We start from the raw sequence: 21945 nt of genomic DNA on the forward strand, positions 1-21945 counted from the left end.
TCTTCAGCCTCCTTAACTTTCAGACTTTCGAAATCGAAATCCACTTAAAATGGAACTTTTTTTGGAATTCAACAATTGATTTGGTAGCAATAACTCTGCTATTTCCTTCATTATTCCTTCTAACTCTTTATAATAGTTGCGACTTGATAGTAACGTACTACTATTCAATTGTGACTCGAACACATCTTCTATTTCATATGGTGGTAAAGCAGTTAATACCTTATCTCCAAAGCATTCTTCTACTATTTCATGCTTTAAAAGTACAGGAGAAAACTTATTCCCAATGATCCTCACTTTCTCTAAACCTAAGTAAGAAACGAGCTTTCTCTCTTTTTGTGTAAGAGGATGCGCTATCTTTAGCAATTGATGCAGATCTGGTTCCGCTACAAAGAATATGTAATCCGCCATTTCACATATCTCATGGTATAAATCTTTATCCCAATCGCTCCCTGCATCAATAATAGATATAGGTGCTTCTTGGTTGGCCAATAAAACCTTAATAAAATGGTCGAAGTCCTGCTCTGTTTCGTTTTGAAGCTCTTGGTCAACTATAGGATTCTTTACAATATAATTTATTCTTCCTTGCTTCCATTTTGGAATTAATAATATATCAGATTCCTTCTGTAGCATCTCTTTATATCTCTGCAACATAAATTCACTACGATAGTTTTCTGGCGCTTCTGTATATCCCTTTAATAACGGATACGTATAACCATCATCATATAGATTCTCTATATAATTCACATCAATCTGTAGTTCATTTAAGTAAGCGGCTAAAAGATGTGAAACAAAAGTGGCACCACTTCTCCTATTCATGTTGGCCACAACAATTGTTCTTCTTGGAATAGCAATACCAATTTGTTTCTCATATACTGGCTCAAAAGCCAATTTATACTGTTTTTTTATAATTGGAGCTTTTGGCGTTTCTTCCTGAATAGACTTACGCTTTTGTTTGTTTTTAAATAATTTTAAATTAGAGTGTGATTCACTGTTGTTACCTTCCTCTAATTCACTTGATACTTTCGCTTCTTCCTCATCAAAAGGCACTTCAGGCAATTTCGTATGTTGCGGTGCTTGACTTGCTCCTACAATTTCCACCACATTTTTAATATCCGATTCCTGTAGCAGCTGCGGGATGACTTTATTATCAATATCAATTTTACGAGAGTTAAAAATGTCATAGATACCTAGATAAATCAGCTTCGCTAAAAATTCATCATTATTTTCACGCTCTGTAAATACTACAATGCGAATATCCCGCTGAAAGCGAATGTCTCTTAACTTCTGTAAAATAATTAATTCTCGCTTATCTTCGTGTCCCGCATCAATATTTAATCGTTTGTCATTAATACATAGAATATCAGGTTGCTCCGTATTTAGAATTTCATCTAAATACTTTATGTGCATAACATCACTATCAGCTACTTCAAATCCTGCACCAACAAAATCCTCACGTAAATATGCCGTATATACAGTATCACTAATAGCTAATACAATCTTTTTCATTATGAAAAACTCCTCTTTGATAGAAAATCACTTTAAAGTAATAGCATGTTTTCAAAAGGCACTTTTGTTGCGTTTTGTATTTTTGTTAATAGTTCGGTGAGAAGTGATTCTATTTCAAATCCATCCAAATTACATGGCATATTATCAATAAGGTTATATTTGACTCTAACCTCTAAACGATCCTCTATTTCTTCTAACGGTATCGCACTAAATAAACTTTGTTCATATATAAATCCATCCCGAAGATTTTTTTGTATTTCTGTCTTGTCTTTGTAAACAATGGTTACTTGTGCTAATTCAATAAAAGGATTATCTAAAGTTAATTTTGTATTCCAGTTTAGACTCCAGATTTCACAGCGGCCGTCTGCATGCACAACATTAGCAGCTACAGATGGAGTAATTGTAAATAAACGATCTACTGGAACATTTGTAAAAGTAGTTGTTTTTCCTTCTACTACTTTCAGTCCTCTTTCCTCACGTTCATGCTCAAGCGAAATTTCCGCACCAAACAATGCAATTTCACAAAATACTTGCTCCATTATGGGTTTAATGCCTTCATACGTTCGAACAGCAAATACACTAAATTCTTGTGTTTCATCCGTTCGAACTAATTCATAAATGCTAAATTCCGCTGCATTTACAATTGCAAAAGGAATATCTTGTGCAAAATTAGGATTTATAAATAGGGAATCCGGAATCACTGTCTCTGGATGTTTGAAAAACTCTAAACCAAGCTGATATCCTTTTAGAAATGCATTCTTAGCAGCAGCTGGGAATAATGTTTCAAATCTTTTGAGACTGCTTTTAAATTGCTTCTCTTCGACCTCGTTATTAAATTCTCTATCTTGTAAAATGTTTACACGATCAGCAAGCAGTAAAAAATAGTAGTTAATAAGAGAATTAATTCTCTCCTCAAAAACTTGATTATCTTTACAATATTTATCAAATCTTCTTTTACTTTCACTAATAATTTCATTCATTCTTTAATACTCTCCTTATCATTTTCTAGTTATTAAATAAAAAAAGACACACCAATGGCAGGTATATGCCCTCGGTGTGTCCGTTTAGCAAGAATTAAACATCTCTCGATTCGTATATTAATTTTAAACAATAAAACTTATGTATAAGATTATCTATATAATATCTAAATGTCAATACTACTTCGCAATTATTAATTAAACTTACAAAAATAATGCTTCTAATTGATTAACCTTTTTCTTTTTTGCATATGTCATTTAATGACCTAATTCATGTAATACTATTGGTATATTTAAGTAAAGGATTTTCATACCAAAATTTCGATTTTTTATTTACAACTGAATTTCAAAAGTAAAAAACATTCATTTAATATATTCCATACCTTAGGGAACTTTAGATACAAAACAATCTTTATAGTACTCATAGCATAACTAACAGCAAACGACTAAAACATATTAATGTTATGTAAACAATCAAGTGACACAAACTCGTTCATTTGATATTAACATATCAACTGACATTGACATGAAATTTCATATTGAGGGATGAATACAAGTTAAACTAACCATCCAGTTCATACCTAAGCCAATTTATTAATTACATATTTTGCAAACAAAGATTATAAAATAGCTTTTAAGTTCCTATTTTAGTTATTAGACAAAAAAGCACGCTAATAATGAATATACATCCATAACATATTTTTCTCGTAACAATTAAAATGATTTTTAGTTTGCATATACTTACATTTGAATGATGCACAAAATCATTTCTTCTACTCAAATACTATAAAAACTACAATCTATAATTATAGATTGTAAAGATATTAACTGCACTTTTTTATCATAGAAAAGAATTCATACTTATAGTATGCCCAAATAAATAAGTCTTATACCTAAGCATTACAACTGCTATTTATAACTAAAATTCCCAATATGCTACACCGTTCTTTTTATAAACCTCCTTGGTCAAGAAGATTTCAAAGAAAGTCTATCTCCATTTGATTTTTAACACAATTTGAAGTGCACAACTCCAATTTGTTAATGTTATATAAACAATTAACCAACACTAATACCCTCGATTGAAATTGACATATTAATTAACATTGATATGAAATAAAACAAAAATGTGTAGATGTTAATTTCATATTGATATTTTACGTGTTATATCAATCCGATGATACTCAGATATAAATAACGTAAAACCATTTAGTAGATCTACATTTATCATCATTAGTTAATGGAATGTAACAACTAACAAACCAGCGTAAGTTATATTTTATTACTAATTATTTTCATTAACTTTTTAAGGGGGATTTAAGTCATAAACATCCATTAGAATAACTAGTATCTCTAAGTGTAAATGGTATTTTCTATCTCTGATCAACATGACATTGACAATTAGGATGATTCGTCCTTTGTTTGAATGGTTTTTGTTAATGTTATATTAATCTCATAACAATTCCTCATTTCATGTCAATGTTATCTTTATGGATATTCGAAGTATACTTATCTAATTTTCATTAACATATCAATCTCATCATCTTATTTATGATCTTATTAATATATGCAAACATACACTAGAGATCGGATATCTACAAAAATACATCACTTGGATTATTCTAGTATTCTAAGTCGAACCTTAGTATCTTAAAAACTTCCTCAAAATTATCTATAAAATCCTTCGTTTATGGTTCACATTTCATGTTAAAAGGTAATCTTTTTAAATCAACATGTATACAAAGGGTCGATCTATATCTATTATAGTCAACAAAACATTAACAATAGGTGTTCGTATGTTATTAGTAGGTGGTTGTAGTGTTGATTTCATGTCAATGTCATGTTTCATGTTAATGTCAACTCGCAGGCTCAATCTGTTCTTTAATGCTGATAAAGATCATTTTGTTGATACTGACTACATAAATTTCTATCATGACATGCAATATACAACTTAAATTGTACATCCTATACTAAATTAATATACATAAGTAGATCCTAACTTGTATGTAGCAAGTAAATAGGGAGTAGGACGAACCTCTTCGAAGTATTATGATTGTGCCCCCATATCCTTAAATACCGTTTTGTTTATTGAACAATACTAACTCTACATTAATATTATTTACTTTTTACTAGTTTTTATACGTGATAATTAGATTTCGGGCGTTACTTTGTGTATTTTTCCGTTATATACCCGGATTATATCCTTATAACTTATTTACAAAATAGCTTTATTTCCTTATCATTAATATTAAGTAGCCTAATTTGTTAATCTCATAGCAACTATCAGTAGCGCTACTACAATAATATATATATTCCCATTAACAAAACGTTACCAATTCGAAATATATAATTGGTAATAAACTTACTGATTCACCGAATTCTATACTAAACGTTAATGTTTTGTTAACAAGTATATGTTTACATGTTAATTCTATATTTCATGTAATCCACTGGATTGGTAGGGATTTTTACAAATATTATCGAAATACTAGCTAACATGTTAATCTCAGCTCACATGTTAATTATAATTAGTTATTTATGAGTTGATTTTTGAGGAGGTAGTTACAATGATTGAGCAAAAAAATGAAAAACAAGACCATCAAATTAACGATGATGATATATTAGATGATAATGTTTTCGAAAAAGCATGGCGGATAACAGAATTCTCAAAACTAGTAGGACGTCATCATAATACAGTTTATAATTGGTTCAATATCCTAGAAGAAAAGGGACTTCATGAAACTTTAAGAACTCAAAATACAAATGAAAAACTCTATAATGCTTTAGATCTTGAAATTGCTCTATTTATAAAGCAGAAAAGGGATGAGAAATGGTCTCTAGATGCAATTATTGACCTTTTACCACACCAATTTGATTTAAGACCAGTTTCACCAGAACATCAAACAAATGAGGTATCCACTGAATTAAACCTTCAAGCTACTGCTGAAATTATTGAAAAAATGGTAACTAAACAGTTAGAAGAAAAAATAAAACATATTGAATCTCATTATGAAGAGAGGGTAGAAAGTATATTAAAGCAGTTACCACAACCAGAAGATGTAGAAACGCTAAAATTACGCCAACGCCAAGATAGGCTTGATAACTTTATTATTGAGCATAGGGCACGTCAGGAATTAAGAAAACAAGCAGAGAGCTTATGGAATAATAAACCTGAGGAAGAGCGCACTAGAAAAGCAGGCTGGTTTAAAAAAGAGGAAGACTTGAGTAAAAAACAACTCTTCATAGAGCAGTACATACAAGATAATATTATTGAGTATATAAAATCTCTTATGGATTCAGTGGAATAATAAAAAAGTCTGGAACTTAGTCCAGACTTTTTTATTATTTTGTAGTACCAAACATCTTATCTGGATCTAGAAAATCTGCTAGATCTTCATCTTCATTTGCTCCAGCATTATTATTTTCTTCGTCACTACCCATATCAATAAAATCTCCAAATGCAAAACCTAAATCCTCATCCTCATCTATACTTTCAATCGTACTAATTTGAGACTTTTTATACTGAATTTGGCTTTGTCTTTCTTTAAATTCATTAAATTCTTCAACTAAACCTTTAGATAATCTCGATGGTAATGCATCGGTTTTATAGAAGGTATATACAGTTCCTAAGAAATCATTCTTACTTACCAAATATCCATTAAAAACTGTACCATTTATAGGTAAATTATTTGAAACTTCTACCTTAGCGTCATCCATAAAGGAATCATTAATATTCTTTTGCTCATCTAGGATAGCAAGCATACCAAAATGATGTACTTTTGATGCTTCAACAGAACCATCATCGTTCTTCTTCATCAAATCAATCGGGGGATGGAAAGAGCTTCCTCTCAATGATTCTTGGAACATTTCTATAATTGCATGGCTATTTTCTATTTGATTCATATTACGTGAAACCTTATTAATTACTAAACAGCCCGTTTTCTCAAGTAAAATACGTTTAAAATCTTGAGAATCCAGTATTACAGATGTACCAGATCCATTAGCAGCGGTATTTAACTCATGAATAATTTCACTAATACGTTGATTTGCATAATCTCGTGAATTAGCGATACCTTTTTTCTCATTTTCATTCAATTCCTTAAATTCATCGTAAAAATGCTGGTTATCAGCAAACACAACAAATGCTACACCTTTTGATTTATCATTTGCTAATTTCCAAATTTCCTGTGAAAATTTATTTACTTGTCGTAATACATCAGGCCCATCTGCTCGGACGGGAAGAGTTACAACAATCCCCATTTTAATAAAGTCTTTGCGCTCAATAGCATTTTCAAAGGCTATTCTCGCAAACTTCGCTTGATTCGCCTTGATTTCAGACATTGGATATAGCTGCGCAACTTTTTGTAATTCTTGTCTGATTACTGGCTTGTTATGAAAAGCCGAAAATTCTTCAATAGCCTTAATGATTGTAGAAGTTCCAGTTCCTCCACCTAAACCTGCAAAAAATAAAACAAGTTCATCCGAAGGTCTTACTCGTTCAGTAATAAATTCTTTTAGCTTTTCTTTTGCTTCCTCATTTGAATCAAGGACTTTTACTGCACGCTCAGGATTCTTACCTAAACCACCTAATTTCAGTGAAACTTGATTACTTTTGGGTACATTTTTTAATTCAGCTAGATCTCCATCATTACTATTTAGTGCTAAGCAATTATATACTGCTGTACCATCTGTATGTGTATATTCCGCAAATTTATCTACCATTCTAGTACCAGCTTGACCAAAACCGACCATCGTCATTTTAACTGCCACTTCATTCTTCAAGAAGTTTTTTGCCATTATTTTATCTCTCCTTATTTATCTTTTTTCTTTTCCCTAACTCAATCAGTACTTGTTGCCCTCTATAAGTTGAGATCAAAAATTTATATGGGTGCATGGTTTTTTCATAGATTAAAGACATTGATGATAGTGTACTCACACTTATTTCAGCTGAACGTCTAGATATATTCGTACGTTCAACCTCTAAAGAATAGGATTTCCCCTTTTTTTTCTTTACTCTCCTATCAATAACTACATTTTCCACTATTTCATTAATAGATATGCCCCTCATGTACTTCGTCTCTTGAAATTGTTTATTTACTATGTTTCCTATGTATAGAAATACACTATAGAGTATCTCATCTTGTTCAAGTATATCAGCAAACATGCTTACTACTTCATCTGCAAACTTGATTGTTTGATATTTTTCACTTAAAACTTCGTTCAAGTCGTCCCCCCCTTAAAACACTGGTTAATTATTCCTAGAAACATAGTACATCATTACACGTTGTATATCAAGTCATTATAAATAAAACTTATATACAGGACTTGTATATAAGACTTATAAAATTAAAAATAGAATTAATATATATATTATAAGGGTTTATGTATACGCCTTATATATAATGCGTATACATGTTATATCAATCTTAAATTTCATGTGATTGACATTTCAAAAAAGATTATTAAAAAAACCAAATTAAAATTCTAAAAAACAGATTAAAAACCACCAATTTTTTCAACATAAAAATCCCAGAAGTAATTATACGTTTTATATATAAGCTTTATATATAAAACGTATAAAATAACGCTTTTATATCTTAGTTAAATTAAAAAACAAATTATCTAGTTTACATACAAGTTTTATATAAGTCTCTTATATAAAACTTGTATGTAAACCGTATTTGTAAAGCTTATATAATTCAACTAAACTTTTTTAATATTCCAACAATAAATATTGTTCGAGTGTATTTATATTACTAGGGAGATTTCAAGACATTCTTATAGCAATTCACACTAAGGTTTTCTTTGTTACCTAGCTGTTTTAACGGGATTTATCACTTATAAGACCGCTCATTGTTAATGTTATGTTAATGTACTGTTCTTCACTTAGTACTTGTTAGTTCACATTATTATATATGTTATAAGAAAAATCATCCTCTTTTCCTCATTTGAATTCAATTCCTTGTCAATTTCATTCATTCCTCAAAAGCCAGTAGAAGAGGTTGTTAATTTCATATGAACAGCATCAATACCCTCAATATTCAACATATTAAAAAGGGAGTACTAGGATAAATCAACTTTGATATTCTAAAAGTAGTAGGCTAACAATCACATCTCTACTATAAAAAAGAAACATTTGTTCAAACTAGATTATTAAAAGGGAAATCTCATCTTATTAACATCAAAGTGATACTTACATGACAATAAAATTTTTTGTAATGCAGGAGGAATGATGATAGCAATTACATCCTCACATAAAATTAACAACTGTTCAATTTTATTATTTCAGTTAAGATAACTCCTTGTTTAACGAAGAAAAAGTGAAGGGAATTCAAGTGACTAAAACCAATATGTTAAGTATCTATAGACATATTGTTAACTTATTTATGATTTGGTAGAAACAATTAATATTATTTGTCTAAGTGAATTTATGATTCTATAAAAGAAAAAACATAAAAGAAAAAGTTGGAATTTTACATTGAGCAAATAGCAGAAGTTGAAAAGAGCGTTTCATCACAAATAAAAAGTTGAATTTCGAATTAAGGATAGAAAAAATTACTCTTTATTATCAATAAACCTTTTTATAAATCTTGAATAATTTTAATCAATTAAAATAGTAGTTTGGCTATCTAATAAATGTTAGGACGTCATAACATTATTTTATAAATAGAATTTCATTATAACTATTGTTAGGTGTCTAGTAGTAGCTCGTCCTAACAAAACAAACGATTTAATAGAGCCTTATAAATCAATAATTTATAAGAGATTTATAAGAGTAGTTTTCATCTCAACTTCAACGTACAAAATGAAGTACCTCTAAAAATTAAAATGTCTTATTTATTTTTTCAGGTTTTACAACCACCACATCAATGTAATAGTATATTAAAAATAATAAGTATTTAATTTAGTTGAATTCAATATAAGAGGTGTATGCATTGTCCGAAAAAGTGTATAAATATAGAAGATCAGGTACCCAAAAACATTTTCACTTAAAAGAAGCTGACATATTTGTCTTTACAGTTTTATATTACAAAAGAGCACTTACAACAAGGCAAATCACGCAGTTATATAGTGCATTTGAGGGAAGAGAATGTTCTGAAGCTAGCATATTTACAAAGCTTGACCGGTACTCACAATATGGAGCTATGTTAACTAAAAGAATAGATAAAAGGGCTGACAGTATTACGAAACGCGCTTTATTTTCCTTAAAAGAAAAGACAATTGAATTCTTATTGGAAATAGGAAGAATTCCCAAAAAAAGTTCAAAAAGACGGTACTCAAGAACAACTTCTCTTCACACTATGTGTTCACGTGAAGTCATGATCCGTACTCTTTTAGCGACTACAAAGAAGACACAAACCAATGAAGTATTATATGAATTGGATATTCGTTCTTTTTACCAGAAAAAAAATATAAAAATTGAGGACAACCAATTGGCCTTGATTCCTGATGAACATATTTCATACCAAGATAAAAATATCCATATTGAGATGGACATGTGCAAAGAGACAAATTCTATCTTAGTTGAAAAAGTAGAGAAGTACATAGAATATGCAAAAAAAACAAATGAGGATGTAACGGTTGTCTTTGTTATGTATGACAAATCAATGTTCCTTGCTGAAGATGCAGAACCGCCATACATACGTATGAAAAATCTATTATTTTCTATGCGGAAGCATCATGAATTATTAATGAATATACCAAATCTAAATGTACACATTTGCTCATTGAAAGATGCTGGGGATGTTATTTCAGATATCATTCTAGGAACAAATGATAATCAAAACTTGGAACAAGATATTCTTTTTCCTTTATCTCAACGTACAGTAGGAGATGTCAATTGGCGTTACACTTTTGTCGAAAAAATTCAAACGTTTAAAGAATCAATAGATGGTGGCCTTCGACGCACATACAAGAGAGATAAAGCTTCTATTCAAGATTTCTTTTTTATTTTTGGAAATGAAAATGATTACCGAATGATTGCAAGATTAGATGATGTCGTGTTTTCAAGAAGGGATGGAGATGAAGGCGTTCCGCTTGTAGTTATCTATCCTAAACGTGAAAATCCTAGAGATATTCTACTGATGGACACTTATGATAATGTACTACTTCTATCCATTCAAAATACAAATATAGCAACCGATGAACAGATCATGGTACATGCTGCAAATAACGTTAATCCGAAAAGACGTAAACTTGTAGAATTATATTAATCGTTTATTTTTTATATACTTTTATATAACTTTATTGATTTTTATTATTTAAGGTGATAGAATAACGTTTGAACTAAACACTCAAAACTACAATCAAATCAGAACATATGAAATTAAGGCAAGCGACACACGCTGTTTTTACAGTGGGTGTCGCTTGCCTTTTTTTGTATGGAGAAAGGTGGAAGTGGAAAATGACAATGAACTTACAATTTGCAACAACTACTGGGGGAGTGCTCTCAGCAAGAGAAGCATTTAAAACTCCAGAACTAGTCCTTAAACATATTACAGAAGGGGGAGCTAAATTTTGCGTTTCCCTACAAGATATCAAAATTCCAGGGAAACCTAATTATTATTGGTACGATGTAATAATTGAAACTGCGGCGAATAACAAACTAGAGATAAATATTGCAGTACTTTCTCAAGAAGAATATAACCAATTGTGTGAAGGAGATAGTATTGACTTATATTTAAAACAAACTGAAGATGCAGCGAAGTTCTTTCTAAAAAAATCAAAGGAACAATTCAAGCCAGAACTTCATAATCGTTTTACATTACACCATAAAGCTCAACTATGTCTTTAAAAAGTAGGTGAACCCTTATGGAGACATCTAAGCAAAGATTACCATTATACACTACAATCGCCTTAATTAGCGGATTTATCCTTTCATTTGGATTTGGTGTAGCAAACTACATCCAGTTACTCTACTATGCATTTGAACCACCGTCTTATCCTATAGAAATTACATATGTACCACTATTTTTAATGTTCTTCTCTTTGCTATTAGGAGAATTTAGTTTTAGGTTCTACAGCCGTATCCCAGCTTTACAATTTCAAAATGGCAAGTTATTAATTTTAATTGCTTCTCATATTGCAGTAGATATTCAGTTTTTATGGTTTGCAACTACTTCTATCCATGCGAAAGTTATTCCTTATCTTATGAATAAAGCAAAACATGTTAATTTTGGTGAATATCAAGCAATAGGGGATGTATTAACAGGAAATTTCCATACACTCACCATGATATTTGTATTCTTACCGACCGTATTTATGATTTTGTTTACTCTTTGGTATAGTGGCCATATTATCCGTTACAGAGAAGAAATCTTAAAGTGGGTACAAAAATACGAATATAAAAATCATAAGTTGCAAAAGTGGTTTAATAGCCAAGAGGAACAAATATATCCTGATGTTGATATAGGTCCTCATATTAAGCACAAAGAAATGATTCGAATCAAGGGGAAAGATAGAACCCTAAATGGAATTATTATTGGTCCTATTGGTTCTGGTAAGACATCTAGTTTAATTATTCCAATGATTAATCAAGATTTACACTGGATGGTACGTTTTATAAATAAGTTTGAAAATACGTATAAAAAGAATAATTATGATACAGAAGAAGTAAAAGGAACATTTTTAAATGGGATAACTGTTATTGAACCGAGTAATGATTTATGTCAAAAGGTATTTAAGTTAGTACAAGCACACAAGATTCCTGAAAGTTCAATTTATTATTTTGATCCCACAAACCCTGATACCAAAAACATTAATATTTTACGTGGACCAGTTGATAAAGTAGCCGAGGTTTTTGCAATGGTTATCCAGGGTCTGTCGGAATCTAATAATGCATTCTTTGAACAAGCACAACGGAACCACCTTAAGCAACATATTTATTTATTAAAACTACATAACCCACAAAAAGATGTGACCTTTGATGACTTAATAGATATGTACGACGATGTAGAACGTGTACACCGTATGCACAAACTATTAAAAGTACAGGTAGAAAAATTATATGATTTTGTTCAAAGTGGTGTTGCTTCACGTGATCAAAAAAACGAATATAAGATTATAAAAGGTATCGATGAATGGTTCGATAATACCATTCGTGAAAAAACGGGTTTCCAAGGGGAACCGGCCGTTTATAAATCTGGAAAATATCGTGGAAAACCAATGCATTATGACCGGGAAGAAGAATATGTAAAAGGTTTGCGTAACATCTTAAAAGATTTAGCCTCAAATGTTTTAATACGACGTGTTTTATTTGGAAAATCAGATTTTGATTTTGATGTTCACCTAGAGCAAGGTGGTATTTTACTAGTAAATACAGCCAAAGGAGAACTTGCAGATCTTTCTAATGTACTAGGAAAATTCGTATTACTAAGTATGCAAAATGCTGTATTCCGAAGAGAACCAAATATTTCACCATACCATCATATTATTGTGGATGAATTCCCTGATTATGTTGTGCGCCCGTTCAAAGAGTTCCCTGCACAATCTCGTAAATATAAAGTCATTCTGACAATTGCAAGTCAAACACTATCTCAATTAGCTTTGGATTTCACAGAGCAGTATATGTTTACTTTACTAGGTTCGTTCCGTAACAAGATGATATTTGGTGATGTAACACCATATGATGCGAAAATTTTCTCTGACATGTTTGGTGAAACAGAGGAATTTAAAGAATCCGAATCCGAACAAGGGATTTCTCCTATGCAAGAGAATCCCGTTAGTCGCTTAGGTTCGACATATCAAAAATTAAAAGAAGTCGTTATGTCACCAGGAGATATTATGGCACAAGGTGCCTTCATTTGTGCTGCGCGTATTGTACAAGACAATCATGTGCAACCTGTACAACAAATTACTAGTAACTTTGTACCCAAAGAGGCATTTGCTCAAGCAATCATTCAAGTAGAGATCAAGTCTGGACAATATTGGGAAACTGAACGTCTTCGACTCATTGAAGAATCTATCGCAAAATCAAATCCTATGAAACATGTAGATGCAAATAATAAAAAACAGATAGAATCATTTCCACCTATGCATGGTGATAAAATAGAACAAAATAATTCCATAGAAACAAACACTGTAGAAAATGTAACTTTTCCTGATTATTTTAAGGATGTCAGTCAACAGGGAAATGTTATTGAAGAAACTGAAAATAAGTTGTATGAAGAAATTAAGGCATTCGTTATTGAATCACAACAAATCTCACCATCTCTTTTGCAAAGAAAATTCAGAATCAGCCATATAAAGGCTGTAAAATTGATTGAGAAGTTAGAACACAATCACATTGTGAGCACTTACACCGGGAATAGCCCTCGTAAAGTTTTAATTTCAAACAATAATACGTTGATATTATCAAAGGATTCTCAAATCAATACTACTCCTTCATCTAATACAGATTTAGATAATACGACTTCACGAGAAAATAGCATTCCAAACGAAAAATCAGAAGCAAAGCAAGAGGAAACAGGCTTCTTTAAAGACATCCTATATGATGATGTAGTAGCCTTTGTTAAGGCATCAGGGAATTCTTCTATACATGCACTACAGAACGCATTTAAAATTGATTATACACGTGCTTCAAGATTACAAGATGCCCTACAACGGAATGGCGAGCTACCGAATATAACAAAAGAGACACATAGGGAAATAGTAGGTCCTAAAAAAAATATGGAGCTAGCAGAACGGAAGAAAGAGGTATCTAATACTATGCTGGAACCAAAAAGGGATATAGATTACCCAATTCATTTAGGAATTCCTGTAGAAACTGATCCATTGCAAAAAAAGCTTCTAACAGAGGGACTTATAACCACAGTATTAGAGGAAACAAAAACAGATATGAAAACTAATTTGAAACCAGCTACAAAAACAGTTAATCCCACTACAGAAAATAAACTTGATGAAGAGGTTGCAAAAGTTTACGAATCTATTAGCATTACTGTTCATCAAAACTTAGAAAAGAATATGGTAGAGAACACTAGAAATAATGAAGAGCAGCATGAAGATAAACATATCGACTATAAAGAACGCAAAAAAAACTTAAAAGCCAAACAAAAGAATACGTATAACAATACAAATTCACTACTTAATAAAAACCAGCAACAAAAGAAAAATACATCTAATGTAATGAGTAAGGAATTAGATGATTTTTTTGATTAATACCTATAGAAACCTAAAATAACTTTTTATTCAAGATTATATTTTTAGGGAAAATCTAACTTAAATTAGGAGGAAAGGTTAGATATAGTATTTTAACTTTTCCCTTTTCAAAAAATAATACTTGCACAAATTACATAAAAACGTTATATTTTAATTAATAATTATACAAATAAAACATGACTTACGTGAAGGACACACCTTACGTACCATTCCAACGGTACAGGTGTGTCCTTTTTTACGTTCTAGGAGGAAAATATAATGGTTGAAGATAAGGTAAATACTCATATTACAAAAGAACTAGGGATGGCATTTGAACCGGATAACACGCTAGAGGACATCTTTATAGAATCAACTTTCAATCAATTTGAAAGAATACGTGAACATGAATTAGAAGAATTAGCTCGTATGAAACGTGAACGTACTGTAGGGAAAGGCTTAATTACCATAGTATCTGAAAAATTATTCCCAACTAAAAACGGGACATCTGAGCGGATACAAGTGCTCACAATGCAAATTGGTACTCATACGACAGCATATTGTCCACTTACAGAGGCAGGTATAAATATTCCTAAAAATCCTCAATGGCTGATAGGTAAAACAAAACTCGTTATTATTGAGCATTTCCAAAGAACTGAGGAAGGGAACTTTGCTGTTGTATCTATCACTGCAGGAGAACTTGCACTGCAAAGAAAATTATATGAAGAAATAGTAGAGCAAGAGGGGAATAAAGTATACACAGGAACAGTTTCTGGACATATTCCATCTGCACAAACTATTCTGGTTGAAGTTCATGGTGTAACAGTAGGAGTAAGATACTCGCAATGGTCTCATTCATTCGTTCGTTCGGCGGATATTATTATTGGCGATGTTGTAGAGCTTATCATCGATAAAGTAGTGGAAAAGGATGGGCGCTATGAGTTTAGAGGAAATAAAAAGAAACTTGAAACGGATCCAATGGAAAAACTATTAGAATTAAACAAACGACGTGACCGCTTTGTAGGTAAAATTGTAGGTGTAGATGCTATTGCTGGGATTTTCGTAGAAGTTGCACCAGGTATTCAGTTTAAAGGGCTAAAGGGTCGTAATCTGGCAAATCCAACTGTGGATGACGCAGTAAACCAAACAATTGTTACATGTGAGCTGCTTAATATTGATGCTAAAAATAGAAGAGGAACTGTACGTATCCTAAATTATCCGCAAGGCCAAAGTAAAAAATCTTATTCGTCAATTTACCAATTTTAATGGATGATTATGCGTACAATAGAGAAACAAATGTCTACTTATATTCCTTCTATTCCTCATTTATCAAGTGAGGATATACAAGGACTTCAAATATATCGGATACATGATTTGGATAAAACCTATATATTCCACTCTTATGACGAATTAGTTAAGTTTAAGCAGCTTTTAACAGAGGAACAATATGCTATACTCAATTTTATTGGTGTTCATACATCCGTTCGGTTTAATCATTTATTATATCTATTCAAGAATAAATTTTCGCGGAAGAAAATTAACAATGCACTTCAAGGATTACTTTACTATCAATTTATCGAAAAATGGCAAGTAGAAATTTTTGATATGGAAATCTTTGAAGAAACATATACCTTATCCAATAATGGATTTAAACTACTAAAATACTGGCAAGGAAATATGTTCTTCTTTGCCCCAGAGCGTCTTGACAATCATGGTAAATATGTTCACCTGCGTTATTGGCATGACATAGACCTACTTTGTCATTTACGCTACGCTCCTTCATTTTTAGGTCATATTATGCATCCATCTATTAGTAAAGGGGTTTTTACCCCTTCTTTAAGTTTTATAATAAATGGAGGAAAAGAACGTAAATTTAACTTTGTTGTATACTCCACCTTATTATCTGATCAAAAGGATCGATTAAAACGAATAATTGCTAGATGGAAGACTTTTGTAGAGTCAGGAAAAGATGTTATTATGCAGGACTTAGGGAATAACCCTACAATCTTAGTTATTTATGTTTCTACTAAAAAACAAGCAAAGCAAATTAATAATGAACTATTACTTGATTTAATTCCTGGTAAAGTATTGTTATGCATAGGGGAATCTTTACATTTTCAAGGATTACAACACGCTTTTTATCAACCTCTTGCAGAAGGGGAGATCAAACAATTAGATACAAAGCTATTTATAGAAAACTAAGCCACCATACAAGCTTTCGCTTTAAGGGTGGCTTGTTTATTTTATAATTAGCTTGGAGTATTCAAAAAAACTTAACAAAATTAATAATCCTGTATCTACCTCTATACAAAGCACAGATTTTGCGAAATAATATTCTTTGACACCTGTTAATAAAATAACATTATATACAAATATAGTTATTTTATTGAAGGAATATACAAGAAAGGAGTACTATATTGCTACGTATACAAAGAGGGTACATGTACGATCCTGATGATAATGAGGTAATAGTAAATGAAATTTTCTATGATGGTACATCAGAAAAAAAGTTAGGCAGTAAAATGGGTGTATTTGATGCAGTTAAAGTACCTGTTGATATTTTTCAAAAGGTCCAGGAAAACGAAAGTATGACCTATATGGAAAGTGTTGAAGTAGAAGAAAAAAATATAAAGGAAATACTTTGTTATTTAGTTCAAAATCAAAAGCCAGAAAAGCTATATTTTGAAATACAGTACATGAAGTAACTCCAGGGACTGAATATAAGAGGGGATTTATAGCAGGGGATTCAGGGGCATTATTATACAATACATGTGGGATCTGCATATAAACTTCCTTCTTATCCCTGTTCTATTGAAAATAATTGAATATAATATAAAAATAGTTTAATATAAATCTATATTTATTGTTTAATTGATTCCGTTTATTCCCACACCCTATGTGTTGTGGTTGAGTTTTAGAAACAAGTTGTATTCTTGTTTCAATTATGAAAGGGCTTCTTTGAGCCGATTAGTGTATATATAGCTTATTTTGCTATGCACATTTTAATCGACTTGAAGAAGTCCTTTTTGTGTTGTCTTCGAGTTAGGAATCACTTATACATAAACTTTTAGGACTAAAAGTATGCTAAATGAGAAAACACATATTTTGTGCTTTTTGTTTAATTTAGAGGGGAGATTATATGAATTTTTACAGAGCATAGCATAAAAAAATATGGATAAACGCACATATTTCGTGCTTTTTATTTAGAAAAGAGGATATTTATGATGAAATATGAACATGCAATTACTTTAGATAAGCCAACATTATCAATAGGGGAAATCATTTAAAACTTTCAAAAGAAAAAAATTAATTACCGCGTTAAAAGTTATGAACTTACTATCTATAAAATCAAACCTTTATATTGTTGGAAATTCCAAAATTTTACGATGAAGTAAGATAATAAGTATCCATTCATAATGGCATTCGAAAGAGAAGAAAAAGGGAATCTAAATATGGAAAGTACTTGTTGCAATGCTAAAAGCACGAGGAATCAGAATATGAAACTTGAGAGGAGTTATATAATATGATTACAGTTAATCGAGGATACATGTATGATCCGGAAGATGATGAATTTTTAATTACCGAGATTTATTATGAAGCTGCTACAGATACTAAACTAGGAAGTAAAATGAATAACTTATCTTACTCAACCATTCCTAATGAGATTAAAGAAAAAATAGAAGCAACTGCTTCATTATCCTATGTGGAAAGCATTGAGATGTCTCAGCCATTAGCTGTCCTATATCAAAATGAAATTAACATGTATGGAAAACCAGAAAAATTATACTTTGAGTATACAAACATTTAAAAAGAAAAAAGACATTGAACGGTTTGTTTCAATGTCTTTTTTCTTTTTAAACTATAGAGGAACAAATGGTTAAGGCTTTGTTTGGCATCCTATAGTGTTTTAGGTGTGTTATACTTATATTTGCAAATTATAATATTCGGTAGAATGTCAGGTTTGTTTGCTACTATTCGATATATATAACTGGAGGAAAAATTATGGTTTTTTTTAACGAATTTCCGGAAAGAATTCTCCTTCCTCAAGCGTGTGAAGGGCGTAGCCCAACGGTAGGCGGGAGATGAATTTCGGTTTGGCGTAGCCAAAAGGTTTTCCTTTTTATTTTACCTCTGATATAATCAGTCTTATAAATTATAAGGGCTGGTATATAAATGAAATTAGATAGTAATAACCATTCAGTATTCTTGTTATATTATCACCTTGTGTTGGTCGTGAAATACAGAAGAAATGTGTTTGATGATGATATGTCAGACTATGCAAAAGATATGTTTGTTCGACTATCTGAAAACTATAACATCACGTTAGTTGAATGGAATCATGATGTAGACCACGTTCATATTTTGTTCAAGGCACACCCTAATACAGAAATGACAAAATTCATCAATGCTTATAAAAGTGCAAGTTCTCGACTTATTAAAAGAGACTTTCCACAAGTGAAAAAGAAACTTTGGAAAGAGATGTTTTGGTCAAGAAGTTTTTGCTTGCTAACTACTGGTGGTTCGCCAATAGACGTAGTAAAAACATATATTGAAAATCAAAGTGAAAAGTGAGGTGAAATGATATGACAAAGCAGAATAAAGCATATAAATTCCGTTTGTATCCAACAGAAGACCAAGCACATCTTATGCGTAAAACTTTCGGTTGTGTACGTTTCGTGTATAACAGAATGTTAGCTGAACGGAAAGAAGCGTATGAAAAACATAAAGATGATAAGAATCAACTAAAGAAACAAAAGCTTCCCACTCCTGCGAAATACAAAGCAGAATTTGAGTGGTTAAAAGAAGTGGATTCATTAGCTTTGGCAAATGCTCAACTAAACTTGCAAACTGCCTATAAAAATTTCTTTAGTGGTCAAAATGACTTCCCAACATTCAAAAGCAAAAAAGACAGAAAGTCTTATACAACGAATGTAGTGAACGGAAATATTATGTTGCTTAACGGTCATATCAAATTGCCAAAACTGAAAATGGTACGTATCAAACAGCATAGAGAAATACCACAAGGCCATATAATCAAGTCATGTACGATTTCTATGACACCTACTGGTAAATACTATGTGTCCATTTTGACTGAATACGAAAAAGAGATCGTACAAAAAGAAGTAGAAACAGTTGTTGGATTAGACTTTGCGATGGATCAATTATACGTCAGTTCTGAGGATGAGAGAGCCAATTATCCTAAGTTCTATCGTGAAATGTTAGACCGATTAGCAAAGGCTCAACGAGTATTATCAAGACGTACAAAAGGTTGAGGGCGTTGGAATAAACAACGTATCCGTGTAGCTAAGCTGCATGAAAAAGTAGCAAACCAACGTAAGAACTTCCTTCATCATAAGTCTAAAGAGTTAGCTACTCATTTTGATGTTGTAGCTATTGAAGATCTAAATATGAAGGGAATATCGCAAGCACTTCATTTTGGAAAAAGCGTCGCTGATAATGCTTGGGGTATGTTCACTTCTTTCTTAGCTTATAAACTACATGAACAAGGCAAACAGCTTGTGAAAATAGACAAATGGTTTCCTTCCACAAAAACATGTAGCAGTTGTGGAAATGTGAAAAATATGTCATTGTCTGAGCGAGTCTATTCTTGTATATGCGGTGTAAATCTCGATAGAGATTATAACGCAGCTATCAATATCAAAAATGAAGCAATACGCCTATTGGCGTTAGCATAGATAGCAATAAAATAACCCTTGGAACAAGGGAGTTAGCTCGGCTGTCTTAGGACGAATTCGTTAGCTACCAAAAGTAACGACTAACCGAGAAGCCCCCACTTCAAACAGTCCGTTAGGGCGTTAAGTGGCGGGTAGTTCACTGCTGCACAAATCTTGTCGTAAATTAGTTGAGGAGTTCTCATTGATTTTAGAACAATACGTGAAGCTGAATGGTTATGTTACAGACATTCGTTATCCGTATTTTGAAGCACTTACTGTCCAAGATGGATTAATGGCTCAACATGCTCAAAAAGTAATGAGTTTCTATAATGAAAAATTAAACAAGCTAAATATACATGAAATTGTGATTGATTAAAAATAGAGGATATACATAAGAGAGGGTTCCTATAGTAAGGGACTCTCTTTTTCTATGTAGAAAAGAAGAGGCATGTTTTATAATGATGAATACATATAGAGAAATTAAAGAGGAAATGAAAAAAGTCTATTTATCTCGAAATTGTTGTTTTGTAGGTTACAGTGGGGAAAAGATAGTCCGTTGACACTATTATGTAATACAATTGCTGAGATTCTGCTAGAGAACCGTACAAAACCTATTGATATCTTGGCTTCCTAGGTTGGAGTAGAAACACTTCTATGATGGCTGATATCTCACTGACATTACAAAATATCTAGGCTAATACAGATAAATAAGCAGCTAATCGCTTGTTTATACACTTCTAAACCTCTCATGATAACAGTAATTAAGAGCCTTGCTTAATAAGACGAACCATGAATTTATTTCGCATCTGCTGCGTCAAGATACGTTTATTCAACCCTGCTCGTTTCACTTCAAGTGGAATCATCTTTTGTGTAGCAACCTCATACAAAGCCTTTTGATCATCTTTTTCGTACACCCAACTATATGTTCCATGATTAAAATTAAATGCCACAAATAGGGATTATCTGTATACTTTCTAGCTCTTAAAGGTTCCGAAATAGTTTTATAGTACTTGTAGATAATTTTCGTATAATCCTTTTATAATGATATACCTATTTACGCCATTCTCACCACGAACCACTAAGGTATTTCTAACAAACTGTATATGGCTCATATTAGGCGATACAAGCTCTTGTAAGGACAACCCATAGTTTACTACTAAATCTATTATAAAAGCGTTTCTATCCATAATAAGAGGGCGATATTTAACTTGTCTTTCTGTTAATCCTTTTGTTGAAAGTATAGTTTGTTTTAATAGTTTTTTTCTGCTTCGATTATAAAATCCTAATCACTTAGTGATTGATCAGGAATTAAGGAGAGGTGAAAACCATATACTGAAGTTTAGACATGTTCAATTTATTTAAGAACCGCCATATTCTGTGTCTTGTTTTCTAGCTCCTAGAAATACTCCTAATAATTTTCTTTAGATAGTTCACTCCATGATTTGATATGTAGGAGTTTCTCATTTACTCTTAGTCACTTATAAAAACCTTTAATATCGTAATTATAACGTTCAACCCTAGATTGTTTACGTCCATTTTCTGCTAAATAAGCAGAAAATGCTTCTAATGCTACTTCTAAACTAATACCCTTGATCATTATAATCACCTAAATTCTTATTATATATTATAACAAAAAAATAAGTGAAAGACCTGCTACC

General features: G+C 31.5%; 13 protein-coding genes and 4 pseudogenes. 12 read left to right on the forward strand and 5 right to left on the reverse strand.

The window, feature by feature from the left end; translation table 11 throughout:
* Window positions 1–12: 12 nt before the first annotated feature.
* Together CGQ22_RS19045 and CGQ22_RS19050 are read right to left on the reverse strand one after the other, a co-directional pair.
* Window positions 13–1506, reverse strand: a complete 1494-nt coding sequence (locus CGQ22_RS19045) for a hypothetical protein (RefSeq protein WP_089149160.1) — start codon at window positions 1504–1506, stop codon at window positions 13–15.
* 32 nt (window positions 1507–1538) lie between these two features.
* Entirely contained in the window at window positions 1539–2486 is a 948-nt protein-coding gene (locus tag CGQ22_RS19050; RefSeq protein ID WP_089149161.1) for a hypothetical protein, read from the reverse strand.
* A gap of 2561 nt (window positions 2487–5047) precedes the next feature.
* Here CGQ22_RS19050 and CGQ22_RS19055 point away from each other — a divergent pair.
* Window positions 5048–5788 carry a MerR family transcriptional regulator gene (locus CGQ22_RS19055; RefSeq protein ID WP_000572539.1) on the forward strand — a complete coding sequence of 247 codons (741 nt, stop codon included), beginning with the start codon at window positions 5048–5050 and terminating at the stop codon, window positions 5786–5788.
* Between the two features lie 34 nt (window positions 5789–5822).
* Here CGQ22_RS19055 and CGQ22_RS19060 read toward each other — a convergent pair whose 3' ends face one another.
* Both CGQ22_RS19060 and CGQ22_RS19065 read right to left on the reverse strand, forming a co-directional pair.
* Window positions 5823–7277: an FtsZ/tubulin family protein gene (locus CGQ22_RS19060; RefSeq protein WP_001097031.1), complete on the reverse strand. Its 1455-nt coding sequence runs from the start codon at window positions 7275–7277 to the stop codon at window positions 5823–5825.
* Window positions 7278–7281: 4 nt separating this feature from the next.
* On the reverse strand, window positions 7282–7704 hold the full coding sequence (locus CGQ22_RS19065; protein ID WP_089149162.1) for a hypothetical protein: 423 nt from the start codon (window positions 7702–7704) through the stop codon (window positions 7282–7284).
* 1711 nt (window positions 7705–9415) lie between these two features.
* On the opposite strand from CGQ22_RS19065, the gene CGQ22_RS19070 reads away from it, so the two are divergent.
* The 11 genes and pseudogenes from CGQ22_RS19070 to CGQ22_RS32945 all read left to right on the forward strand — a co-directional run.
* On the forward strand, window positions 9416–10693 hold the full coding sequence (locus tag CGQ22_RS19070) for a replication-relaxation family protein (protein WP_001291941.1): 1278 nt from the start codon (window positions 9416–9418) through the stop codon (window positions 10691–10693).
* 107 nt (window positions 10694–10800) lie between these two features.
* Window positions 10801–11274 (forward strand): hypothetical protein, encoded by a 474-nt coding sequence (locus CGQ22_RS19075; protein ID WP_002006391.1) that lies wholly within the window; start codon window positions 10801–10803, stop codon window positions 11272–11274.
* A gap of 17 nt (window positions 11275–11291) precedes the next feature.
* A complete protein-coding gene (locus CGQ22_RS19080; protein WP_089149163.1) occupies window positions 11292–14636 on the forward strand; it encodes a DNA translocase FtsK in 3345 nt (1114 codons plus the stop codon).
* Window positions 14637–14894: 258 nt separating this feature from the next.
* On the forward strand, window positions 14895–15878 hold the full coding sequence (locus CGQ22_RS19085) for an RNA-binding protein (protein ID WP_089149164.1): 984 nt from the start codon (window positions 14895–14897) through the stop codon (window positions 15876–15878).
* Window positions 15879–15887: 9 nt separating this feature from the next.
* Complete coding sequence (locus tag CGQ22_RS19090) at window positions 15888–16814, forward strand: hypothetical protein (RefSeq protein WP_001259114.1); 927 nt, start codon at window positions 15888–15890, stop codon at window positions 16812–16814.
* Window positions 16815–17029: 215 nt separating this feature from the next.
* The gene (locus CGQ22_RS19095; RefSeq protein ID WP_089149165.1) at window positions 17030–17317 is read left to right on the forward strand and encodes a hypothetical protein; all 288 of its coding nucleotides are present in this window, start codon (window positions 17030–17032) and stop codon (window positions 17315–17317) included.
* A gap of 818 nt (window positions 17318–18135) precedes the next feature.
* Window positions 18136–18420 (forward strand): hypothetical protein, encoded by a 285-nt coding sequence (locus tag CGQ22_RS19100; protein ID WP_089149166.1) that lies wholly within the window; start codon window positions 18136–18138, stop codon window positions 18418–18420.
* Window positions 18421–18785: 365 nt separating this feature from the next.
* Window positions 18786–19184: an IS200/IS605-like element ISBth16 family transposase gene (gene tnpA, locus CGQ22_RS19110; protein WP_000762752.1), complete on the forward strand. Its 399-nt coding sequence runs from the start codon at window positions 18786–18788 to the stop codon at window positions 19182–19184.
* A gap of 11 nt (window positions 19185–19195) precedes the next feature.
* Window positions 19196–20308, forward strand: a pseudogene (locus CGQ22_RS19115) (RNA-guided endonuclease TnpB family protein).
* Window positions 20309–20447: 139 nt separating this feature from the next.
* Window positions 20448–20663, forward strand: a pseudogene (locus tag CGQ22_RS19120) (HEPN domain-containing protein); the annotation flags it as partial.
* An 82-nt stretch (window positions 20664–20745) separates the two neighbouring features.
* A pseudogene (locus CGQ22_RS32945) lies at window positions 20746–20918 on the forward strand (phosphoadenosine phosphosulfate reductase family protein); the annotation flags it as partial.
* A 136-nt stretch (window positions 20919–21054) separates the two neighbouring features.
* Here the strand turns inward: CGQ22_RS32945 and CGQ22_RS19130 are convergent.
* Window positions 21055–21884 (reverse strand): annotated as a pseudogene (locus tag CGQ22_RS19130) (integrase); the annotation flags it as partial.
* Window positions 21885–21945: the final 61 nt, after the last annotated feature.

The organism is Bacillus sp. M13(2017) (assembly GCF_002218325.1).
In the GTDB taxonomy this organism is placed as follows: domain Bacteria; phylum Bacillota; class Bacilli; order Bacillales; family Bacillaceae_G; genus Bacillus_A; species Bacillus_A thuringiensis_K.

Coding starts and splice junctions, on each gene's coding strand:
- CGQ22_RS19090 (WP_001259114.1), top strand. CDS start 15,888: ATGCGTACAATAGAGAAACAAATGTCTACTTATATTCCTTCTATTCCT.
- CGQ22_RS19080 (WP_089149163.1), top strand. CDS start 11,292: ATGGAGACATCTAAGCAAAGATTACCATTATACACTACAATCGCCTTA.
- CGQ22_RS19100 (WP_089149166.1), top strand. CDS start 18,136: ATGATTACAGTTAATCGAGGATACATGTATGATCCGGAAGATGATGAA.
- CGQ22_RS19045 (WP_089149160.1), bottom strand. CDS start 1,506: ATGAAAAAGATTGTATTAGCTATTAGTGATACTGTATATACGGCATAT.
- CGQ22_RS19055 (WP_000572539.1), top strand. CDS start 5,048: ATGATTGAGCAAAAAAATGAAAAACAAGACCATCAAATTAACGATGAT.
- CGQ22_RS19050 (WP_089149161.1), bottom strand. CDS start 2,486: ATGAATGAAATTATTAGTGAAAGTAAAAGAAGATTTGATAAATATTGT.
- tnpA (WP_000762752.1), top strand. CDS start 18,786: ATGAAATTAGATAGTAATAACCATTCAGTATTCTTGTTATATTATCAC.
- CGQ22_RS19075 (WP_002006391.1), top strand. CDS start 10,801: ATGAAATTAAGGCAAGCGACACACGCTGTTTTTACAGTGGGTGTCGCT.
- CGQ22_RS19060 (WP_001097031.1), bottom strand. CDS start 7,277: ATGGCAAAAAACTTCTTGAAGAATGAAGTGGCAGTTAAAATGACGATG.
- CGQ22_RS19085 (WP_089149164.1), top strand. CDS start 14,895: ATGGTTGAAGATAAGGTAAATACTCATATTACAAAAGAACTAGGGATG.